This is a genomic window from Variovorax stachyos (assembly GCF_051400855.1).
GTDB lineage: Bacteria > Pseudomonadota > Gammaproteobacteria > Burkholderiales > Burkholderiaceae_C > Variovorax.
Window position 1 is genome coordinate 55,903 of the sequence record NZ_JBLFFN010000009.1, and the last position, 22,505, is coordinate 78,407.

Annotated in this window: 15 protein-coding genes; 12 read left to right on the plus strand and 3 right to left on the minus strand. The window is 68.6% G+C overall.

Going from position 1 to position 22,505, the window contains the following annotated elements:
• Positions 1 to 32: 32 nt before the first annotated feature.
• Positions 33 to 3,269, minus strand: coding sequence for an efflux RND transporter permease subunit (locus ACMGEZ_RS17660; protein ID WP_436823576.1), 3,237 nt, complete (start codon positions 3,267 to 3,269; stop codon positions 33 to 35).
• 58 nt (positions 3,270 to 3,327) lie between these two features.
• The gene (locus ACMGEZ_RS17665) at positions 3,328 to 4,488 is read right to left on the minus strand and encodes an efflux RND transporter periplasmic adaptor subunit (RefSeq protein WP_436823704.1); all 1,161 of its coding nucleotides are present in this window, start codon (positions 4,486 to 4,488) and stop codon (positions 3,328 to 3,330) included.
• A gap of 310 nt (positions 4,489 to 4,798) precedes the next feature.
• Here ACMGEZ_RS17665 and ACMGEZ_RS17670 point away from each other — a divergent pair, with 310 nt between their 5' ends.
• From ACMGEZ_RS17670 to mdoH, 6 genes are all read left to right on the plus strand, one after another.
• Entirely contained in the window at positions 4,799 to 5,263 is a 465-nt protein-coding gene (locus tag ACMGEZ_RS17670; protein ID WP_436823577.1) for a hypothetical protein, read from the plus strand.
• 88 nt (positions 5,264 to 5,351) lie between these two features.
• The gene (gene miaB, locus ACMGEZ_RS17675) at positions 5,352 to 6,728 is read left to right on the plus strand and encodes a tRNA (N6-isopentenyl adenosine(37)-C2)-methylthiotransferase MiaB (RefSeq protein ID WP_436823578.1); all 1,377 of its coding nucleotides are present in this window, start codon (positions 5,352 to 5,354) and stop codon (positions 6,726 to 6,728) included.
• A complete protein-coding gene (locus tag ACMGEZ_RS17680) occupies positions 6,728 to 8,155 on the plus strand; it encodes a sensor histidine kinase (RefSeq protein ID WP_436823579.1) in 1,428 nt (475 codons plus the stop codon). The genes miaB and ACMGEZ_RS17680 overlap by 1 nt, the downstream gene beginning before the upstream one ends.
• A gap of 73 nt (positions 8,156 to 8,228) precedes the next feature.
• Positions 8,229 to 8,855: a hypothetical protein gene (locus ACMGEZ_RS17685; RefSeq protein ID WP_436823580.1), complete on the plus strand. Its 627-nt coding sequence runs from the start codon at positions 8,229 to 8,231 to the stop codon at positions 8,853 to 8,855.
• Positions 8,852 to 10,282, plus strand: coding sequence for a sigma 54-interacting transcriptional regulator (locus tag ACMGEZ_RS17690; protein ID WP_436823581.1), 1,431 nt, complete (start codon positions 8,852 to 8,854; stop codon positions 10,280 to 10,282). The genes ACMGEZ_RS17685 and ACMGEZ_RS17690 overlap by 4 nt, the downstream gene beginning before the upstream one ends.
• 392 nt (positions 10,283 to 10,674) lie before the next feature.
• Complete coding sequence (gene mdoH, locus ACMGEZ_RS17695) at positions 10,675 to 12,672, plus strand: glucans biosynthesis glucosyltransferase MdoH (RefSeq protein ID WP_436823582.1); 1,998 nt, start codon at positions 10,675 to 10,677, stop codon at positions 12,670 to 12,672.
• 84 nt (positions 12,673 to 12,756) lie between these two features.
• On the opposite strand, the gene ffh is transcribed toward mdoH, so the two are convergent.
• The gene (gene ffh / locus ACMGEZ_RS17700) at positions 12,757 to 14,145 is read right to left on the minus strand and encodes a signal recognition particle protein (RefSeq protein WP_436823583.1); all 1,389 of its coding nucleotides are present in this window, start codon (positions 14,143 to 14,145) and stop codon (positions 12,757 to 12,759) included.
• Between the two features lie 87 nt (positions 14,146 to 14,232).
• On the opposite strand from ffh, the gene ACMGEZ_RS17705 reads away from it, so the two are divergent.
• The 6 genes from ACMGEZ_RS17705 to ACMGEZ_RS17730 all read left to right on the plus strand — a co-directional run bounded on the left by ACMGEZ_RS17705 (position 14,233) and on the right by ACMGEZ_RS17730 (position 22,493).
• Positions 14,233 to 15,042 (plus strand): cytochrome C assembly family protein, encoded by an 810-nt coding sequence (locus ACMGEZ_RS17705; protein ID WP_436823584.1) that lies wholly within the window; start codon positions 14,233 to 14,235, stop codon positions 15,040 to 15,042.
• Positions 15,039 to 15,287 carry a PP0621 family protein gene (locus ACMGEZ_RS17710; protein ID WP_436823585.1) on the plus strand — a complete coding sequence of 83 codons (249 nt, stop codon included), beginning with the start codon at positions 15,039 to 15,041 and terminating at the stop codon, positions 15,285 to 15,287. Before ACMGEZ_RS17705 ends, ACMGEZ_RS17710 begins: the two co-directional genes overlap by 4 nt.
• A 136-nt stretch (positions 15,288 to 15,423) precedes the next feature.
• On the plus strand, positions 15,424 to 17,118 hold the full coding sequence (locus ACMGEZ_RS17715; RefSeq protein ID WP_436823586.1) for a two-component system sensor histidine kinase NtrB: 1,695 nt from the start codon (positions 15,424 to 15,426) through the stop codon (positions 17,116 to 17,118).
• A 4-nt stretch (positions 17,119 to 17,122) separates the two neighbouring features.
• Positions 17,123 to 18,637, plus strand: a complete 1,515-nt coding sequence (locus ACMGEZ_RS17720; RefSeq protein ID WP_436823587.1) for a sigma-54-dependent transcriptional regulator — start codon at positions 17,123 to 17,125, stop codon at positions 18,635 to 18,637.
• Positions 18,615 to 19,223 (plus strand): 1,6-anhydro-N-acetylmuramyl-L-alanine amidase AmpD, encoded by a 609-nt coding sequence (ampD, locus tag ACMGEZ_RS17725; RefSeq protein ID WP_436823588.1) that lies wholly within the window; start codon positions 18,615 to 18,617, stop codon positions 19,221 to 19,223. Before ACMGEZ_RS17720 ends, ampD begins: the two co-directional genes overlap by 23 nt.
• Before the next feature lie 348 nt (positions 19,224 to 19,571).
• A complete protein-coding gene (locus ACMGEZ_RS17730) occupies positions 19,572 to 22,493 on the plus strand; it encodes a ribonucleoside-diphosphate reductase subunit alpha (RefSeq protein ID WP_436823589.1) in 2,922 nt (973 codons plus the stop codon).
• The last annotated feature ends 12 nt before the right edge of the window (positions 22,494 to 22,505 follow it).

Consider the following 22,505-nt stretch of genomic DNA (forward strand, 5'->3'; position numbering starts at 1 on the left):
TGCGTCGCGTGAGAGCTCGGCCTTGTCGATGCTCAGGCGGCAGATCCAGGCGCCGCGTGCGCCAGCTTTTCCCCCGGTAGCTCCTGCATCGGCCCGCTGCCGCTGTAGCGGTCCAGCGCGAGATATATGGCTGGCGTGATGTACAGGGTGATCACCTGCGAGAAGATCAGCCCGCCGACCACCGCGACGCCCAGCGGCTGGCGCAACTCGGCGCCGGCACCCAAGCCCAGTGCGAGCGGCAGCGCACCCATGAGGGCGGCCAGCGTGGTCATCAAAATTGGGCGGAAGCGCAGCCGGCAGGCCTCCCGTATCGCGTCGACCGGCTGCATGCCCTGGGTGCGCTGCGCGTCCAGCGCGAAGTCGATCATCATGATCGCGTTCTTCTTGACGATGCCGATCAGGAGCAGGATGCCGATGGTCGCGATCAGCGTCAGGTCGAAGCCGAAGAGCTTGAGCGAGAGCAGCGCTCCCACCGCCGCCGAGGGCAGGCCCGCCAGGATGGTGAGCGGGTGGATGTAGCTCTCGTACAGCACGCCCAGCAGCACGTAGATGACCAGCACCGCCAGCACCAGCAGCACGGCCTGGCTGGCCTGCGAACTCTGGAACACCGCGGCGTCGCCGCCATAGCTGGTGATGATCGAGGGCGGGATCTTGAGCCCGGCCTTCAGCTGGTCGATCTTCGCGGTCGCATTGCCAAGCGGCACGTCCGGCGCCAGGTTGAATGACACCGTCACCGCCTGCAGCTGGCCCTGGTGGTTGACGGAGGTCGGGCCCACGGTGCGCTTGACGGTCGAGAAGGCCGACAGCGGCACCAGCTGCCCGGCCTTGTTGCGCACCGACAGGCGCGACATGTCCTCCTCGAACTGGCGGTCGTCGTCGGCCGCCGAAAGGATCACCTGGTAGGTATTGCTGGGCGCGTAGATGCTGCCGATCTGGCGGTCGCCATAGGCGTTGTAGAGGGCGGTGCGCAGGTCGCCGACGGCGACGCCAAGCACGCCGGCCTTGTCGCGGTCGATCTCCAGCGTGGCCTGCAGGCCGCGGTTCTGCGAGTCGCTGGTGACGTCGCGGAAGTCGGGGTCGGCGCGCATGCGTTCCATCAGCTTGTCGGCCCATCCACCGATGGCGCCGGCGTTCACGCTCTGCAGCGTGTACTGGAAGCGCGCCTTGCTCTGGCGGCCGCCCAGGCGCAGGTTCTGCACCGGCTGCATGTAGACGGCGACGCCCGGAATCTCGCGGAAGCGCTTGCGCAGCTGCTCGAGCACCTGCGGCATCTTCGGCCGCTCGCTGCGCGGCTTGAGCACTGCGAACAAGCGGCCGGCATTCTGCGTCGCGGTCGGGCCGCCGACACCGATGAAGGAGTTGACGTAGGCCACGCTCGGGTCGGCCATCAGGGCGTCGGCCACGCGGTCCTGCAAGGCCTGCATCGCGGGGAAGGAAATGTCCTCGGCCGCCTCGGTGGTGATCTGGATCTGGCCGATGTCTTCCTCGGGGAAGAAGCCCTTGGGGATGGTGACGAACATCCAGGCCGTCATGGCGAAGGTCGCGGCCGCCACGCCCAGCATGAGATTGCGGCGGTGCAGCGTCCAGTCGAGCGTGCGCATGTAGCTGCCGTGGACCCAGCGGTAGCCTCGCTCGAAGGCACGGCCGATGGCGGTGCCGGGCTCGGGATGGGTTTCCTCGTGGTCAATATCGGCCCCCCAGCTCGCCACTTTGTGTGCTTCGCCACCCCCCGAGGGGGAGGCGTGGCCGCCTTGGGGCGGCCCGGCGGCGGCCACGCCGCCCTCGCGCGGCTGATGGCGCAGCAGCCGGCTCGCGAGCATCGGCACCAGCGTCAGCGAGACGACGGCCGAGACCATCACCGCCAGGCCCACCACCACGGCGAACTCGTGGAACAGCAGGCCGATCACGCCCGGCATGAAGAAGATCGGGATGAACACCGCCACCAGCGAGATGGAGATCGAGACGATGGTGAAGCCCACCTCGCGCGAGCCGCGCAGCGCGGCCGCCATCGGCTCCATGCCCTTCTCGACGTAGCGCATGATGTTTTCCAGCACCACAATGGCGTCGTCGACCACCAGGCCGACCGCGAGCGTGATACCCAGCAGCGACACGTTGTCCAGGCTGTAGCCGAAGGCGTAGAGCAGCGCCACGGCACCGATCAGCGAGATCGGGATGGTGGCCGCCGGGATGAGCGTGGCCACCACGCGGTGCAGGAACAGGAAGATCACCAGCACCACCAGCAGCACGGTGCCCAGCAGCGTGAGCTGCACGTCGTGCACCGCCTCGCGGATGGAGATCGAGCGGTCATTGACCATGTTGATCTCGACCGATTGCGGCAGCTCCTCGCGGAAGCGCGGCATCAGCGCGCGCACCGCGTCGACCACCTGCACCGTGTTGGCGTTCGGCTGGCGCAGCACCGCCAGCGAGATCGAGCTCTCGCCGTTGAAGCTGCTGGCGGTCTTGACCGACTCGAAGCTGTCCTCGATGGTGGCCACCTCGTCCAGCCGCACCGGCGCGCCATTGCGCTGGCCGACGATCACCTTGGCGAAGTCGGCGGCCTTGAGCATCTGCTCGTTGGCCTGGATGGTGAGCGTCTGGCGCGGGCCGTCGAGCACGCCCACCGGCGTGTTGGCGTTGGCGAGGCGCACCGCATTGGCCAGCTCGTCGAGCGTGATGTTGCGTGCGTTCAGCAGGTCGGCATCGGCCTTGATGCGCACCGCGAAGGCCTTCCGGCCGTACACCGCGACCTGGGCCACGCCGTCGATGGTGGAGAGCGTGGGCGAGATCAGGTTCTCGGCATAGTCGTTCAGCTCCGCCGGATTCATCGAAGGCGAGACCAGCGAGATGAACAGCACCGGCGCGTCGGCGGGGTTGACCTTGCGGTACGAGGGCATCTGCGTCAGCTCGACCGGCAGCTGCCGCTGTGCGCGCAGCAGCGCCGCTTGCACGTCGACGGCGGCGGCGTCGATGTCGCGGCTGCTGACGAATTCCAGCGTGATCGAGCTCACGCCCTGGGTGTTGACCGAGCTGATGGTCGACAGCCCCGGAATGGTGGAGAACTGCTTCTCCAGCGGCAGCGCCACCGAGGACGCCATGGTGTCCGGGCTCGCGCCCGGCAACTGCGCGTTGACGTTGATGACCGGCGTGTTGTAGCTGGGCAGGGCCGCGACTGGAATCTGGAAGTACGCGAAGATGCCGGCCACCACCGCGGCGGCCGAGAGCAGCACCGTCATCGCGGGACGTCGGATGCAGAGCTCGGAAATGTTCATTGCACAACCTCCGCCCTGCTGGCTGCGGTGCCATGAGCCTTCGAAACGGCCGTGCGGCTCACATGCGCTCCCGCTCCGCGACCACGCTGGCGTTGCCCGGCCTGGCCGATGCGGCGCTTCCCGGCGTTGCCTCGGGGGCGTTGCCGTTCGGGCGCTGCTGCGGCTGAGCGGCGCTGTCGAGCCGCACCTTGCCCCCCGGTCGCACGTTCTGCTTGCCTTCGATCACCACCTGCTCGCCGGGCTCCACGCCGCGCACCGCCACCTGCGTGCCGAAGGTGTACAGCGCCTGGACCTTGCGGCGCGTTGCCGTGCGCTCGGCATCGACCACGTAGACCGAGCTGCCCTCGGCCAGCATCATGATGGCGGCCGCGGGAATCACGGTGGCGCCCTCGAGCGTGCGCACGGTCACGCGGGTCTCGACGAACTGGCCGGGCCACAGGCCCTGGTCGGCGTTGTCGAACACCGCCTTGGCACGCACGGTGCCGATCAGCGGATCGACCGTGTTGTCGACGAAGTTGAGGGTGCCTTTGATCGGCGTCTTGCGCCCGCTCACCAGCGCCTCGACCTGCGTGTGCGAGCGCGCGGCGGCCAGCAGGTCCTGCAGCCTGCCTTCGGGCACCGGGAAGCTGACTGCGATCGGATCGAGCTGGGTGATGGTCACCAGCGACAGGCTGGGCTGCACCAGCGTGCCCGGGTAGATGTTGATGGCGCCGATGCGCCCGGCAATGGGCGCGCGCAGCGTCGCATAGCCGAGCGCCACCTGGGCCGATTGGACCGCGGCCTTGTCCGCCGCCACCGCGGCGCGCTGCGCCTCGAGCTGCGACAGCGTGGCATCGGCGGCGGCCTTGGCGATGAAGTTCTGCGCCACCAGTTCCTGGCTGCGGCGGTACTGGCGCTCCAGGTCGGCCAGCGTGGCCTCGTCCCTCTGCTGCTGGGCGCGGGCCTTGGCGAGGTTGGCCTGGTCGGGGCGGTCGTCGAGCGTGAAGAGCAGTTGCCCTTGCTTGACGAACTGGCCCTCCTTCACATGCACCTCGCGCACCGTGTTCGTGACCTGCGGGCGCAGGTCCACGCTGTTGAGCGAGACCACGTTGCCGTTGACCTGCAGGGTGACCGGCACGTCCTGCTTCTGCGCCGCCGCCAGCGTGACCAGGGCTGGTGCCCCGGCGCCGGGACTGGGCACGGCGGTGCTTCCGGCGGGCGGCGCGCCCGTCTGCGCCACGTCCTGCGTCCTGTTTGCTGCCCAGCGCCACGCGCCGGCCGCGGTCAGGATCAGCACACCCGCGAGGGCGAGGACGAGTTTCTTGTTCATGAGCACTTCTGGATGGGTAGAAAGCCGGCCGCGGTTGTTCGAGGCGCACTTTTGCCTGACAACAGCTATTGGAGCAGGGGTGGGGGACTGCCGTCCATCGGTGCCGTAAAGATAAGTAAAGCGGCCATGAAGCACCGCACGGAAGGTCTTCCGTTCTCGGGGAAAGTGCGGAGGGCCACCGCTAGAATCGCCGCTGCCTCACAGCCTCTGGATGAACACCATGAACCGCTGCAACACCCGCTGGACTGCTCTGATTCTGGTAGCACTGTGCGCCTTGATGGCGCCTGCTGCCGCGCAGGAGCCGGTCCAGACCCAGAACGAGGCCGCGCTTGGCGGCCGCAACTTTCCCGTCGGCACCCTGCGCGGCCGCTTCATGGTCGTGAATGCGCCCGAGATCCAGCTCGACGGCCAGCCCGAGCGGCTCTCGCCGGGCGCGCGCATCCGCAGCGCCCAGCAGATGCTGGTGATGCCGGCCAACCTCACCGGCCAGAACCTGCTGGTCAACTACAAGCGCGATGCCTCCGGCATGGTGAGCGAGGTCTGGATCCTCACGCCCGAGGAGGCCCAGGCCAAGCGCCAAACGGCCGAGAAGCCGCTGCTGAACTTCTGGCCCTTCGTGGCCGACACCGGCCCGCGCGACGACGGCAAGACGCCGTTCGACCAACTGCCCCGCTACGGCCAGTAGCTGTCGAATTCGGATACCGGACGCGAAGGCCTTGCAACCTTCGTGGCCGGATGTCCGCTTTCCGACGGCACCTCCACGGAGCCTCCTCATGACCCCCAAAGTTTTCATCAAGACCTTCGGCTGCCAGATGAACGAGTACGACTCGGACAAGATGGCCGACGTACTGCGCGCCGCCGACGGCTACGAGCCCACCACCGACGTGGAAGAAGCCGACCTGATCCTCTTCAACACCTGCTCGGTGCGCGAGAAGGCGCAGGAGAAGGTGTTCTCCGACCTCGGCCGCGTCAAGCACCTCAAGGCGCGCGGCGTGAAGATCGGTGTCGGCGGCTGCGTGGCCAGCCAGGAAGGCGCAGCCATCATCGCGCGCGCCCCATACGTCGACGTGGTCTTCGGCCCGCAGACGCTGCACCGCCTGCCCGAGCTGCTGCACCAGCGCGAGCGCGCCGGGCAGCCGCAGGTGGACATCAGCTTTCCGGAGATCGAAAAATTCGACCATCTGCCGCCGGCGCGGGTCGAGGGCGCGACCGCCTTCGTCTCGATCATGGAAGGCTGCTCGAAGTACTGCAGCTACTGCGTGGTGCCGTACACCCGCGGCGAGGAAGTGAACCGGCCGCTGGACGATGTGCTGGTCGAGGTCGCCGGCCTGGCCGACCAGGGCGTGCGCGAGGTCACGCTGCTGGGCCAGAACGTGAATGCCTACCGCGGCCGGATGGGCAGCACGGGCCAAGGGGCCGAGATCGCCGACTTCGCGCTGCTCATCGAGTACATCGCCGAGATCCCCGGCATCGAGCGGATCCGCTACACCACCAGTCATCCCAACGAGTTCACGCCGCGCCTGATCGAGGCGTACGCCCGCGTGCCGAAGCTGGTGAGCCACCTGCACCTGCCGGTGCAGCACGGCAGCGACCGCATCCTGATGGCAATGAAGCGCGGCTACACGGCCATGGAATACAAGAGCACGGTACGCAAGCTGCGCGCCATCCGCCCCGGACTCTCGCTGAGCAGCGACTTCATCGTCGGCTTCCCGGGCGAGACCGATGCGGACTTCGACAAGATGATGAAGCTGATCGACGAGCTCGAGTTCGACAACAGCTTCAGTTTCATCTTCAGCCCGCGCCCCGGCACGCCGGCGGCGCAGCTGCATGACGACACTCCGCACGACATCAAGCTGGCACGGCTGCAGCGGCTGCAGGCGGTGATCGACGGCAACGTCAAGCGCTTTGGCCAGGCCCTCGTCGGCACGACGCAGCGCGTGCTGGTCGAAGGCCGTTCGCGCAAGGATGCGAACGAGCTGATGGGCCGCACCGAGTGCAACCGGGTGGTCAATTTCGAAGGCGACCCGCGGCTGGCCGGTCGCATGATCGACGTGCGCATCACCCGTTCGCTGGCGTACACGCTGCGCGGCGAGGTGCCCACCGCGGAATCGACCGCGTCATCGGCGGGGCTCGCCGCGCCGGCCGCCTGATGGCGAGCCTGAAGTCCGCCCGCGGCTCGTTCCAGCAGCTGCTGCTGTTCGCGTTCCTGCTGATCACCGCGCTGCTGGTGGGCGTGGCCCTGCGCTCGGTATTCCAGTACGACGTCCTGATGACCCAGAGCCGCAACGCCGCGGGGCGCGCACTCACGCTCTCGGGCGCGGCGCAGTCCCTGGCCGAGCGCAGCGCCGCGATGGAGCGCGCCGGGCGCCAGTCGCTGGTGCTCAACGACGCAGTGCTGCGCCGCCGTTTCGACGACGCGGCGCGCGACGCGCACCAGGCGCTCGATCGACTCGGCGCCAACGGCCTTCCCGCCACCGGCCTCGACCTCTGGCGGGCGCAACTCGCCGTGATCCAGGGATTGATGAGCGGCGCACCCGAGACCGCGCTCGCTCGCGAGAGCTCGATGGCGATGCAGTTCCGGGACCTCGACGCGCTCAACAGCAATCTCGCCCAGCAGGCCCAGATCCTGATCGAGGCGCAGAACAACGCGCTGGCGCAGCGCATCGAGAACGCTCGCCGGCGGCTGATGCGCGAAGTGCTGGCCGCAAGCGCGCTGGCGGTGGCGCTCGCGCTCGCCTTCGGTGTCTGGCTGGCGCGCCCCTTCAAGCGGCTGCAGCGCGCGATCGTCGGGCTGGGCGAGAACCGGCTCGATGAGCCGATCGACATCCGCGGCCCGGCCGACGTGCGCCGCATTGCCCAACAACTCGAGTGGCTGAGGCTGCGGCTGACCGAGCTGGACGCCGACAAGGCGCGCTTCCTGCGCCACGTCTCGCATGAACTCAAGACCCCCCTGGCGGCGCTGCGCGAAGGGGTTTCGCTGCTGGAGGACGGCGTGACCGGCGCCCTGAACCCGGCCCAGCGCGAAGTGGCGCAGATCCTGCAGCAGAACACCGTCGCGCTGCAGGGGCAGATCGAGGCGCTGCTGCGCTTCAACGCCGCGGCCTTCGAGGCGCGCGAGCTGCGCCGCCAGCGCACGCCCCTGCTGCCGCTGATCGAGGAGCAGATCGAGGCCCAGCGCCTGCAATGGCAGTCCAACGGGCTCACCGTGCGGGCCGAGGGCGAGCCGATCGCAGTGGTGGTCGATCCGGTGAAGCTGGGCACTGCGGTGGCCAACCTGCTGTCCAACGCGATCCGCTATTCGACGCGCGGCGGCACCATCTCGATCGCCGTCTCGAGCACGCCCGACATCGTCTCCATCGAGATCCAGGACGCGGGCCCCGGCATCGCCGAGGGCGACCGCGACCGCATCTTCGAGCCTTTCTACCGCGGCGAGCGCCAACCCCAGCATGCCGTCAAGGGCACTGGCATCGGGCTGTCGATCGTGCAGGAGTACATTGCAGCCCATGGCGGTCGCATCACGCTGCTGCCGGAGGGACCCGGAGCGCGCTTCCGCATCGAGCTGCCGCGCTCCACCTGACCACCGCCCCCGCTTCAAGCGTTTTCTCCGACCCATGCTCTTCAGTCCGATCGCTCGCAGATCCGCATTCGCCATGACCATGCTCGTCGTGCCGCTGCTGCTCGCTGCATGCGCCGCCCCGCCCGAACCGCCGCCCGAGCCGGTCGCGGTGCAGCCGCCACCACCGCCTCCCCCGCCGCCACCGCCGGTGCAGCCCGTCGAGGCCGAGCCGATGGCGCCGGCCACGCAGCCGGCGCTGGTCTTCGCGCAGCTCACGCAAGGCCCGGTGGCCGCCCTGCTCGGTTACGCCGACAAGGTGCGCCCTCTCGGCGGCAACGAGCTCGCCAACGAGATCTCGCGCCTGGGCGAGCCGGGCGAGCAGCCCCTCGTGCAGATGCAGCTGGCACTGCTGCTCTCGCAGACGCGCGCCCCGGCCGATCTCTCGCGCGCGCTCGGCCTGGTGCAGCGCGTGATCGCCAATCCGGCGAGCGAGGCCCAGCCCCTGCACTCGCTCGCCCGGCTGCTGGCCGCACGCTACCAGGAGCAGCGCCGCGTCGAGGACGAGCGCGACCGGCAGGCGCAGCAGCTGCGCGACAGCCAGCGCCGCATCGAACAGCTGAGCGACCGCATCGAGGCGTTGCGTGCCATCGAACGCAGCTTCTCGCGTCCCAACAGCCCGCCACCGCCCGTCGCGCCGGCGGCTCCAAAACCCACGCCATGAACAACACCGGCTCCGCGAAGGAATCCGCCAGCTCGCCCGGCGCCCGCCTGCTGGTGGTGGACGACGACGCGGACATGCTGCGCCTGCTGTCGATGCGGCTGATGGGCGCCGGCTACCAGGTGACCGCGGTGACCTCGGCCGAGTCTGCATTGACGCAGCTCGAGATCGAGCATCCGCAACTGGTGTTGAGCGACGTCCGGCTGCCGGGCCGCGACGGCCTGCAGCTCTTCGACGAGATCCGCAAGCGCCACCCCACGCTGCCGGTGATCCTGCTGACTGCCCACGGCACCATTCCCGACGCCGTCGAAGCCACGGCGCGCGGCGTCTTCACCTACCTCACCAAGCCCTACGACGCCCGCGAGCTGCTCGACAAGATTGCGCAGGCGCTGGCCCTCGGCGCGCCCGCGCCCAGCGGCGGCAAAGGCGTCGACGAGAGCTGGCGCTCGGAGATCGTGAGCCGCAGCAACCGCATGGCCGAGCTGCTGGCCGAGGCCCGGATGGTGGCCAAGTCCGACGCCAGCGTGCTGCTGCGCGGCGACAGCGGCGCCGGCAAGGAATTGCTGGCCCGCGCCATCCACCGGGCCAGCGCGCGCGCCGAGAAGCCCTTCGTGGCAGTCAACTGCGGGGCCATTCCGGAGGCACTGCTGGAGTCGGAGCTGTTCGGCCATGTGAAGGGCGCCTTTACCGACGCGGTGGCCAATCACAAGGGCCTGTTCCAGCAAGCGGACGGCGGCACCCTCCTGCTCGACGAGATCGGCGACATGCCGCCCGCCCTGCAGGTCAAGCTGCTGCGGGTGCTGCAGGAGCACGCGGTGCGGCCGGTGGGCTCGACCCAGTCCATCGAGGTCGACGTGCGGATCATCTCCGCCACCCATCGCGATCTCGATGCCGCCATGGAAGCCGGGCAGTTCCGGGAGGACCTCTACTACCGTCTCAATGTCGTGACGCTGCATCTGCCGCCGCTCTCGGCGCGGCGCGAAGACATCCCGCTCCTGGCCAACCATTTCCTGAACCGGCTATCGAGCAAGTACGGCAAGCGCCTGTCGGGGTTTGCGCCGGAAGCGCTGAAGGCGCTGACCATGGCGCCCTGGCCGGGGAACGTGCGCCAGCTCTTCAACGTGGTCGAGCAGGTCTGCGCGCTGTCCAGCTCGCCGCTGATCCCGCTGGCCCTGGTGCAGCGGGCACTGCGCTCGCCCAGCGTCGAGGTCCAGACCTATGCCGAGGCCAAGCAGCGCTTCGAGCGCGAGTACCTGGTTGGCCTGCTCAAACTGACCGACGGCAACGTGGCCGACGCGGCGCGTCTGGCGGATCGCAATCGCACCGAGTTCTACCGGCTGCTGCAGAAGCATGGACTCACGCCCGGACACTTCAAATCCGATGCCGTGCCGCCGGGCGGCGATGCTGTCGCTGACGAGCGACGATCCTAAGTGCTTGATTTCCTTGGAAATTGACCGAGGCTTTACCAAGGCTGTCGGGATCCGGCGACAGAATCAGGGGTTTTGGTGGTCTTTTGGTTTCAAAAGCCGGTTCCAAACTGATCGAGCCGCGCTAAGCGGTTGATCCCAAAGGATTTTTCCAGGCTGGCACGGGGTTTGCCCTAAGAAGGGCATGACAGCACTTACCAGCCCATCTTTCGCACTGCGTCCGCAGCGCGACGGCCTGCGTCAAAAGCAGTTTTCCCTCTCGCGGTCCCGCGCCGCGGGTCATCCGCCGGCCGGCCTGGCCAACGCCGGCGGTGCGGCACCGGACTGCGTCTTCAAGCGTCTTCCGGCTATTGGCGACACGCCTTCCGTCGACAAGCAACGCGGATGAGTCGCACATGAAGCCCAACGATTTCTCCCAGCTCAACGTTCTCACCGAGGCGGATTTCTCCCGCCGCAGCCCGCTGCGTGAAGAACGCCATCCCAACTCGGTGACGGCGCCGCCGATCAACCGCGGCTCGATGGCGCCGCGTCCCTGGCGCGGCTTCTGGAACAGCATCGGCACGGCCCTGCTCGTGAAGCTCGGCGCCGGCGGCAAGGCAGCGGCTGCGGCGTCGCGCGCACCGCAACGCCCCCAGGCCGCCTGGGAACGCGCGGCCCAGCAGCGCCGCCTGGCCTTCATGGCGCTCACCGTGTTCAGCACGGTCGTCGCCTCGACGCTGTTTGCCCGCGTTCAGCCCGACTACGGCAACCTCTGGCTCGAATACAGCCAGATCGCCCTTTACGGCCTGCTCTCGGGCTGGGTCGTGACCGGCTTCGTGACCGCGCTCATGGGCTTCCATGTCTCGGTGCGCGGAGACAAGCATGCGCTGTCGGCCAAACAGGTGGCCGACCATCCGATGAACCCGGAGGCGCGCACGGCGATCATCATGCCGATCTGCAACGAGGACGTGGCCACGGTCTTTGCCGGGCTGCGCGCGACCTGCGAATCGGTGGCCGCGACCGGCCATGCGAGGCAGTTCGACGTCTTCGTGCTCTCGGACAGCTACACGCCCGAGGTCGCCGCCGCCGAGCGCGCCGCCTGGGAAGATCTGCGCGCCGCGCTGGCGGACAACCCGAACCAGCCGCAGGTCGAGGTGTACTACCGCCTGCGCAAGCGCCGCACCCACCGCAAGGCCGGCAACGTGGCCGACTTCTGCCGCCGCTGGGGCAAGGACTACCGCTACATGGTGGTGCTCGATGCCGACAGCGTGATGAGCGGCGACTGCCTGACCTCGATGGTCAAGCTGATGGAAGCCAATCCGACGGCCGGCATCATCCAGACCGCGACGCAGGCCATCGGCCACGTCACCCTGCACGCCCGCGCCCAGCAGTTCGCTTCGCGCGTGACGGGCCGCCTGTTCACGCTGGGCATGCAGTTCTGGCAGCTCGGCGAGTCGCACTACTGGGGCCACAACGCGATCATCCGCATCGAGCCCTTCATGCAGCACTGCGCGCTGGCGCCGATCAAGGGCACCGGCGGCATGTCGGGCGGCATCATGTCGCACGACTTCGTCGAGGCCGCGCTGATGCGCCGCGCCGGCTACCACGTGTGGCTGGTCGCCGACCTGGTCGGCAGCTACGAGCAGCAACCACCGGACCTGCTGGCCGAGCTGCAGCGCGACCGCCGCTGGTGCCAGGGCAACCTGCAGAACGCCCGCCTGATGGCCGAGCCCGGCCTGCACCCGGTGCACCGCGCGATGTTCGTCACCGGCACCATGGCTTATGCCTCCGCGCCGATGTGGCTCGCCTTCCTGACGCTGGGCACGGCCCTGTGGCTCACCGGCTCGAGCGTGGTCGCGCATTGGCTCGCGATGCCGATGGAACTGGCCGGCCTCTGGCTGTGGACGTTGTGCCTGCTGTTCCTGCCGCGCATGCTGGGCATTGCCGCCGTGGTACTGCGCCGCGAGCAACGCCAGTACGGCGGTGTCGGCGGTCTGCTCAAGAGCGCCGCGCTGGAAAGCACGCTGGCCATCGTGCAGGCGCCCGTGCGCATGCTGGCCCACTCGCTGTTCGTGGTGGTGGCGCTCACCGGCATCAAGCTCGACTGGAAGTCGCCGCCGCGGGAAGCCGCTGCCGTGCCGTGGCGCATCGCCTTCAGCCAGTTGGCGCCGATGTCGCTGGTCATCGCGGCGCTGGCCGTGGGCATCGCGCTGATCGACGTCAGCGCGCTGGCCTGGCTGATGCCCGTGGGCCTGCCGCTGCTGCTGGCCATTCCGCTGACGGTCCTGACCAGCCAGATCGCGCTGGGCAACGCGATGCGTGACCGGGGCTTCCTGGTGATTCCGGAAGAGTCGCGTTCGCCGGCGGTGCTGCAAAGGGCGTGGATGCACGCGGTGCGCCTGGCGCGCGCCTGACGGTCCGCTGCCCATGAAAAAGCCCGCTCGATGAGCGGGCTTTTTTCTTGCTCAGTCCCCCGAAAGGCGAGGGACCGGCCGGCGTCAGAAGCGCGGCATGCCGCCCCCACCGCCACCCATGCCGGGCAAGCCTTTCATGCCACCCATGCGCTTCATCATCTTCATGAGGCCGCCGCCCTTCATCTTCTTCATCATCTGCTGCATCTGCTCGAACTCGTTCAGCAGCCGGTTCACTTCCTGGACCTGCACCCCCGCCCCGGCCGCGATGCGGCGTTTGCGTGTGGCCTTCAGCAGCTCCGGCTTGCGCCGCTCCAGCGGCGTCATGCTGTTGATGATGCCCTCCTTGCGCCGGATGTCGCGCTCGGCGCGGCTCATGTCGGCATCGGTGGCCTTGGCGGCGAGCTGCTGCGGCAGCTTGTCCATGATGCTGGACAGCCCGCCCATCTGCTTCATCTGCTGCAGCTGGCCGAGGAAGTCATTCAGGTCGAACCCCGCGCCGCTCTTGACCTTGGCGGCCAGCTTCTGCGCCGCTGCCACGTCGACGCCTGCCGTGACCTGCTCGACCAGTGCCACGATGTCGCCCATGCCGAGGATGCGGCCGGCATGACGCTCGGCGTCGAACACCTCCAGCCCGTCGATCTTCTCGCTGACGCCGGCGAACTTGATCGGCACGCCGGTCACCTGCCGCACCGACAGCGCGGCGCCCCCGCGCGAGTCGCCGTCGGTCTTGGTGAGCACGATGCCAGTCAGCGGCAGCGCTTCCTTGAAGGCCTTGGCGGTATTGATCGCATCCTGGCCCTGCATGGCATCGACCACGAACAGGGTCTCAACCGGGTTCAGCGCCGCGTGCAGCTGCTGGATCTCGTTCATCAGCACCTCGTCGATGGCGAGGCGGCCGGCCGTGTCGACCAGCAGCACATCGAAGAAATGACGCTTGGCGTGATCGAGCGCGGCGCGCGCGATGTCGAGCGGCTTCTGCTCCGACGTGCTCGGGAACCACTCGGCCCCGGCCTGCTTCGTGACGGTCTTGAGCTGCTCGATGGCCGCCGGACGGTAAACGTCGCCCGAAACGGTGAGCACCTTCTTCTTGCGTTTCTCGATCAGATGCTTGGCCAGCTTGGCCGTGGTGGTGGTCTTGCCGGCGCCCTGCAGGCCGGCCATCAGGATCACGGCGGGCGGCTGCGCGACCAGGTTGATGTCGGCCACGCCTTCGCCCATGGTCGCGGCGAGCTCGCGATTGACGATGCCCACGAGCGCCTGGCCGGGCTTCAGCGAGCCCAGCACCTCCTGGCCCATCGCTTTTTCCTTGACCCTGGCCACGAAGTCGCGCACCACGGGGAGCGCGACGTCGGCCTCCAGCAGGGCCATGCGCACCTCGCGCAGCATGTCCTGCACATTGCTTTCGGTGATGCGGGCCTGCCCGCTGACCTGCTTGACGAGGCGTGAGAATTTTTCGGTGAGGGCGCTGGCCATGGTGTTTCCCGGGGGCGGGATCGGTAGGTGGGGAGCGGGGCGTCTTTGTGAAGGTTCGCGCAAACGCGAGACGCTAAACTCCGGTCGATGATTTTAGCGATCCCCTCCCCACTCGGCGTGGCGCTGGGCATCGCCACCGCCGCCGCCTACGGGGCGACTGCCGCAGCCTCTTCCTGGCTCGGACGGCCTTCCACGCAATGGATGCTGGGCCTGGCCTGGGTGCTGCACGCCTGCGTACTCGCCTGGTCCCTGGCCGGCGGCGACCCGCGCTTCGGCTTCGCGCCGGCGCTGTCGGTCACCGCCTGGCTGGTGATGACGGTCTACGCGATCGAGAGCCGCCTCTATCCGCAGCTCAAGGTGCGGCGCCTGCTTGCGGCCCTGGGGGCGGCCGCCGTGCTGCTCGCGATGGTTTTTCCAGGCACGCCGCTGCACGTCTCGGCGTCGCCCTGGCTGCCGTTGCACCTGGCGCTGGGCATCGCCTCCTACGGCCTGTTCGGCGCGGCGGTCATCCACGCCTGGCTCATGACGCGCGCCGAGAAGCAGATCCGGCTGGCGGCCGAACCGCAGGCCGGCGTACCCCTGCTGACCATGGAGCGACTGACCTTCCGCTTCGTGACCGCCGGCTTCGTGCTGCTGTCGGCCACTCTGCTCGCCGGCCTGCTGTTCAGCGAGCAGCTGTACGGCGCCAATGCGCGCGGCTGGAAATGGGATCACAAGACCGTGTTCTCGGTGCTCGCCTGGATCAGCTTCGCGGTGCTGCTGATCGGGCGGGCGCGCTTCGGCTGGCGCGGCCGCACCGCGCGGCGCGTGCTCTATGCCGGCGCGGCCCTGCTGCTGCTGGCCTATGTGGGCTCGCGCTTCGTGCTCGAGGTGGTACTGGGGCGCGGAGCGACATGAAATACCTGCTGGTCCTCGCGATCATCCTGGTGGCGATCTGGCTCTGGCGCAAAGGCCGGCGCGAAGAGCTGCAGTCGCGCACGCCGCCGCCCGCTCCTCCGCCTCCGCCGGGCAGCATCGGGCCCCCGCAAGCCATGCTGCGCTGCGCGCACTGCGGGCTGCACCTGCCGGCCGCGGACGCGGTGCGCGATGCCGACGGCACAGCGTACTGCAGCGCGGCGCACCGCTTGGCCGCGACGCACTGACAGAGGCTCCATCGATGAGCCGCACGGCTGCACCGAAGGCGAATGGCACCTCAGCCGAAGGCGAACGTACTTCAGTGAGCCGCCGGGCCGCTCCCAAGGCGAATGACACCTTGGCCCGCGGGGCGGAGGTTGCCTCATGAGCACCTTCCTCTGGTCGCGTGCCGAGCCAGGGACCGACTGGACGCCGCTGGACCAGGCGGTCAGCCGGAACAGTTCGGCCTTGCTGCGCCTGTGGCGCGGCTTCATGACTGCGCGCAGCTTCGTCGCCGTCGTGCTGCTGCTGCTCCAGGCCCTGGTCCTGGCGCTCGGGCAGGCCGTGCAGCCGATCGTCCTCGCACTGGCGGGCGGCTACCTGGTTGCCACCCTGCTGGTCGCGCGCTATGCGCTCTTCCAGCCTCCGGTGCGGCGCTTCGGCACGGCCTGGCTGTCGACCATCGGCGTCGACCTGGTGGTCTTCAGCGCGCTGCAGCTCCTGCAGGTGGGCAGCATCAACTACACGCCGTTGTTTGCCCTGCCGGTGCTGATGGGCGCCGTGCTGGGCAGCGGTGCCGTCGGCCTGGGCACCACGGCCATGGTCACGCTGCTGCTGCTGGTGCATGCCGGCTGGTATTGGCTGCAGCAGCAGGCCGAACCATCGGCGCGCTTCGTGCAAGCCGCGCTGACCGGCACCGGCCTGTTCGTGGTGGCGCTGCTGGCGCACGAGCTGGCGCGGCGGCTGATGCGCGAGGAAGCGCTGGCGCAGCGCAACCGGGGCACGGCGCAGATGCATGCCCTGGTGAACGACCTGGTGATCGAGACGCTCAGCGAAGGCGTGCTGGTGGTCGACGCAAAGGGGCAGGTGCACGCGGCCAATCCCGCGGCGGACGCCATTCTCGGACAGGGACTGGCCCAGCTCGAGCTGCCTTTCGCGCTGGGCACGCACCCGGCCTGGATGCCGCTGGCCGCGATCGCGCGCAATACCTTCGCGCGCCGCACGTCGCAGTCGCGCGAGATCCCCATCGCGCAGGCCCAGGGCGCGCCGCGCGAGGTGCGCGTGCGCACGCGACTCACCCGCTCCGCCGAGCGTGGCATCGAGAGCCTGTGCGTGATGTTCCTCCAGGATCTGCGCGAGCTCGAGGCACGCATCCGCACCGAGAAGCTCGCGGCCATGGGGCGCATGTCGGCCGCGGTCGCGCACGAGATCCGCAACCCGCTTGCCGCGATCACCCAGGCCAGTGCGCTGCTGGGCGAAGACCTGGTCGATCCCGGCCACCGGCGGCTGACGACCATGGTCCAGCAGAACGCACAGCGGCTGTCGCGCATCGTCGACGACGTGCTCGACGTCGCCCGCGCCCGCCAGCAGCGCGTGCTGGCGCTCGGCGAACAACTGGTGCTCGATCCCACCGTGCGCACGCTGGCCGAGGAATGGGTGCGGCAAACGCAGCGCCAGGGCGTGCTGCTGGTGCTGGAGGCACCCGGCAGCGTGGTGCGCTTCGACATCGAGCACCTGCGGCGCATCCTCGTGAACCTGCTCGACAACGCGGCGCGCTATGCGGGCGCGCGCGACGGCTCGATCCAGGTGACCACGCGATTGAACGCGGCCGGCCGCGCCAGCCTTCAGGTGTGGAGCGACGGCGCGCCGCTCGAGCCCGCGGTGCAGCGCCATCTGTTCGAACCCTTCTTTTCGTCCGAGAGCCGCTCCAGCGGCCTCGGCCTCTATCTGTGCCGCGAGTTGTGCGAGCGTCACGGCGCCACCATCGGCTACGAGCGCCGTGCCCTGCCGGCGGGCGGGCCGGAGGGCAATGAATTCGCCGTCACCTTCGTGCCGGGCGAAGGCGGGCTGACACAATAGCGCCGTGAGCAGCCTCAATCCGCCCGCGCCCCGCCCCGCCCAGATCCTGGTCGTCGACGACGAGCCCGACCTGCGCACGCTCTACGAGCTCACGCTGCTGCGCGAGGGCTACCGCGTCGAGGCGGCTGGCAGCGTGTCGGAGGCGCGTGAACATCTGGACGCCGGCCGCTTCGATGCCGTGATCACCGACATGCGCCTGCCCGACGGGCTTGGCATGGAGATCCTGCAGCGCATCCAGCAGGAGCAGCGCAGCGAGCGTTGCGTGGTGATGACGGCCTACGGCTCGGCCGAGAACGCGGTCGAGGCCCTGAAGGCGGGCGCCTTCGACTACCTGACCAAGCCGGTGGATCTCAAGCAGTTCCGCACCGTCGTGGCTTCGGCGGTGCAGGCGCAGGCCGCACCCGCGCGGCCGGTGCGCCAGGCGGAGGACAACGGCAGCAAGCTGGCCGCGACCATCGGCAACGCGGGCACGGCGGCGCTCGAAAGGCTGGTCGGCAACTCCGAGCCGATGCGCCTGGTCAAGTCACGCATCGCCAAGGTCGCCCGCGGCATGGCACCGGTGCTGGTGCGCGGCGAGTCCGGCACCGGCAAGGAGCTGGCGGCGCGCGCGGTGCATGCGTGCAGCCAGCGCAGCGACGGGCCCTTCGTCGCGGTCAACTGCGGCGCCATTCCCGAGAACCTGCTCGAGGCCGAGTTCTTCGGCGCCAGAAAAGGCTCCTACACCGGCTCCTCGCAAGACCGCGACGGCTACTTCCAGGCCGCGCGTGGCGGCACGCTCTTCCTCGACGAGATCGGCGACCTGCCGCTGGCGATGCAGTCCAAGCTGCTGCGCGCGATCCAGGAACGCAGCGTGCGGCCGATCGGCTCGACCCAGGAAGACGCAGTCGACGTGCGCATCGTGAGCGCCACGCACAAGGACCTGCAGGCCGAGGTGCAGGCCGGCCGTTTCCGCCAGGATCTGTTCTACCGGCTCAACGTGATCGAGATCGCGGTGCCGGCGCTGCGCGAGCGTCGCGAGGACCTGCCGGCGCTCTGCGAGGCGCTGCTGGCCCGGATCGCGCGCGACGCCGGCATGCCGATCCCCGCGCTGTCGCCCGAGGTGCTGCAGCGGCTGTCGCAGCATCCGCTCAACGGCAACGTGCGCGAGCTCGAGAACCTGCTCCACCGTGCAGTCGCCCTGAGCGACGGCGATGTGCTGCATATCGATGTCTCGAGCCCCGCGGCACTGCTCGAGCCCGCGAGCACGTCGCCCACGACAGCGGCACAGGCACCGGCCGAACAGCCGCAAGCCGCGCCGGCTGCCGCGAAACCCGCCACGGTGCCGAGCGATCTGCAAAGCTATCTGGACCAGCAGGAACGCGAGATCCTCGTGCGCGCGCTGCAGGAAAGCGGCTTCAATCGCACCGCGGCCGCGGCGCGCCTGGGCCTGAGCCTGCGGCAGATCCGCTATCGCATCGCGCGCCTGGGCATTGCGACGCCCGGCGGCGACGACAACAATGGCAGCGGCGCCGACGACTGAGGGCCGCAGCGCGGAGCTCTGGCAAGACGGCTGGTACCGCTTCGCTCGATCGCTGCGCTCCCCGAACTTCGGACCGCGCCCGGCCGGCGCGCAGATCGACCTGATCGTGCTGCATTCGATCAGCCTCCCGCCCGGCCGCTACGGGGGCGACGAGGTGCAGCAGCTCTTCACGAACCAGCTGGACTGGGATGCGCATCCCTACTTCGACAGCATCCGCGGCCTCGAGGTGTCTGCGCATTTCTATGTGCGGCGCAACGGCGAGCTCTGGCAGTTCGTGAGCTGCGACGACCGCGCCTGGCACGCGGGACCCTCGTTCTGGCGCGGCCGCGCCAACTGCAACGACGATTCGATCGGCATCGAGCTCGAGGGCCAGGAGGGCGAGCGCTTCGAATTCGCGCAATACGAAACCCTGGCCAGTCTCTGTCCTGCCATCGCGCAGCGCTACGCCATCGCGTTCGTCGCGGGCCACGAGCACATCGCGCCCGGCCGGAAGGCGGACCCCGGCAGCGGCTTCGACTGGCTGCTTCTGCAACAGCAGTTGGGCTGGGAGCGAACGATGTTTCCCGACACGGTCATGGCGCGCTGAATTTTTTCAATCTTCGCCGCGACCCCGATGCGCGGGCGCCACGCCGCCGACATCGCCGCCTTGGCACGCAGCCGCTCAGCAACCATGCGCCTTCCAAGCCCAAATGCGTTCGCAGGGCGCATGGAGAGCGGTACGCGCTAAGGTGGTTCAGTAACGATGCGGCATAGCTCCCCATCCAGGCCGCTTTCAGGGGATGCATGCCATTGAACTACAAGGAAAACACTACATCTAGTGGGTTGTGGCCCTCTGAGACCCCAGATATAGTGTGCCCTGCCCCGTGCCCTCATGCCGAACAACCGGCCAGACGCGGCACGGCCGCCCCAACAAGAATTGCCTACAGAGGACCGAATGCAAACTGCCCAGAACCATCCCGCCACGTCCCGCGCCGTTCCCTCGACGCCGCAACAAGCCCGTGACAAGGCCGGCTCCCCCGCCGGCAATGCGCTCGCCAATTACCAGATCATCCGCCGCAACGGCGCGGTCGTTCCCTTCGAGCCCAACAAGATCGCGCTCGCGATGATGAAGGCCTTCCTCGCGGTGCACGGCACCCAGGGCGCCGCCTCCGCCAGCGTGCGCGAGACGGTCGATACCCTGACCCAGGGCGTGGTGCGCGCCATGCTGCGCTCGCGCCCGGGCGGCGGCACCTTCCACATCGAGGACGTGCAGGACCAGGTCGAGCTCGGCCTGATGCGCGGCGGCCATCACGAGATCGCTCGCGCCTATGTTCTGTACCGCGAGCGGCGCGCGCAGGAGCGCTCCAGGCAAGGCGAGCAGGATGCCCCGATCGCCGTCTCCACGCTGCACGTGCTCGACCGCGGCGAGCGCGTGGCGCTCGACCTCAACGAGCTCAAGGGCCTGATCGCGTCCGCCTGCGCCGGCCTCGGCGAAAGCATCACCGACGGCCCCATCGTGGCCGAGACCATGCGCAATCTCTACGACGGCGTGCCGCTCGACGAGGTCTACAAGGCCTCCATCCTCGCCGCCCGCACGCTGATCGAGAAGGACCCGGACTACACCTTCGCCACCGCGCGCCTGTTGCTGCACACGATCTTCAAGGAAGTGGTCGGCCGCGAAGTGCCAGCCGCCGCTCGCGCCGAGGCCTATGCCGACAACTTCCCGCTGTTCATCAAGAAGGGCGTCGACAACGAGTTGCTCGACGAGAAGCTGCTGCAATACGACCTGTCCCGCCTCGGCGCCGCGCTCAAGCCCGAGCGCGACCTGCAGTTCGACTATCTCGGCCTGCAGACCCTGTACGACCGCTACTTCCTGCACGTGCGCAAGACCCGCATCGAGCTGCCGCAGGCTTTCTTCATGCGCGTGGCGATGGGCCTGGCGCTGAACGAAATCGACCGCGAGGCGCGCGCGATCGAGTTCTACGAGGTACTGTCCTCCTTCGACTTCATGTCCAGCACGCCGACGCTGTTCAACAGCGGCACGCTGCGCTCGCAGCTCTCCAGCTGCTACCTGACCACCGTGCCCGACGACCTGGACGGCATCTACGAGTCCATCAAGGAAAACGCCCTGCTCTCCAAGTTCGCGGGCGGCCTGGGCAACGACTGGACCCGTGTGCGCGCGCTGGGCAGCCACATCAAGGGCACCAACGGCGAGTCGCAGGGCGTGGTGCCCTTCCTCAAGGTCGTGAACGACACGGCGGTCGCGGTCAACCAGGGCGGCAAGCGCAAGGGCGCGGTCTGCACCTACCTGGAAACGTGGCACCTCGACATCGAGGAGTTCCTGGAGCTGCGCAAGAACACCGGCGACGACCGCCGCCGCACCCACGACATGAACACGGCGAACTGGATTCCCGACCTGTTCATGCGCCGCGTGATGGAAAAGGGCAGCTGGACGCTGTTCTCGCCCTCCAGCGTGCCCGACCTGCACGACAAGTTCGGGGCCGACTTCGAGGCCGCCTACGTGGCCTATGAAGAGAAGGCCGCGCGCGGCGAGATCAAGCCCAGCCGCACGGTCCAGGCCACCGACCTCTGGCGCAAGATGCTCACGATGCTGTTCGAGACCGGCCATCCCTGGATCACCTTCAAGGACGCCTGCAACGTGCGCTCGCCCCAGCAGCACGCCGGCGTGGTCCATTCGTCCAACCTCTGCACCGAGATCACGCTCAACACCAGCGATACCGAAACTGCCGTCTGCAACCTGGGCTCGGTCAACCTGCTGCAGCACCTGAAGGACGGCAAGGTCGACCAGGAGAAGCTGCAACGCACGGTCGCGACGGCGATGCGCATGCTCGACAACGTGATCGACATCAACTACTACGCGGTCAAGAAGGCGCGCGACTCCAACCTGCGCCACCGCCCGGTCGGCCTGGGCCTGATGGGCTTCCAGGACGCGCTGTACGAGCTGCGCATCCCCTACGCCTCGCAAGAGGCCGTGCAGTTCGCCGACGAATCGATGGAAGCGATCTGCTACCACGCCTACTGGGCCTCGACCGAACTGGCGCGCGAGCGCGGCCGCTATTCCAGCTACAAGGGCTCGCTGTGGGACAAGGGCGTGCTGCCGCCCGACACGCTGGACCTGCTCGAGAAGGCGCGCGGCGGCTACGTCGAGGTGGACCGCTCGTCCACGCTGGACTGGAACGCACTGCGCCAGAAGATCAAGGCCGACGGCATGCGCAATTCCAACTGCGTCGCCATCGCGCCGACCGCCACCATCTCCAACATCATCGGCGTGGACGCCTCGATCGAGCCCTGCTTCGGCAACCTCTCGGTCAAGTCCAACCTCTCCGGCGAGTTCACCGTGATCAACCATTACCTGGTGCGCGACCTCAAGCGCCTGGGCCTCTGGGACGACGTGATGGTGATGGACCTCAAGCACTTCGACGGCTCGCTGCGCCCGATCGATCGCGTGCCGCAGGACGTGAAGGCGCTCTACGCGACCGCGTTCGAGATCGAGACCACCTGGCTGGTCGAGGCCGCGGCGCGCCGCCAGAAGTGGATCGATCAGGCGCAGTCGCTGAACATCTACATGGCCGGCGCCTCGGGCAAGAAGCTCGACGACACCTACAAGCTCGCGTGGCTGCGCGGCCTGAAGACCACCTACTACCTGCGCACGCAAAGCGCCACGCACGCCGAGAAGTCGACGGTGCAATCGGGCCGGCTCAACGCGGTGTCCTCCGGCTCCATGGATGCGCCTTCATCGGGCATGAGCGCGCTCGAAGCGGCCGCGGCGGCTGCGCAAGCGCAGCTCAGCGCAATGCCCGCGACCGACATCGCCTTCTGCGGCGTGGACGATCCGACCTGCGAAGCATGTCAGTGATGTCGGCGTGAA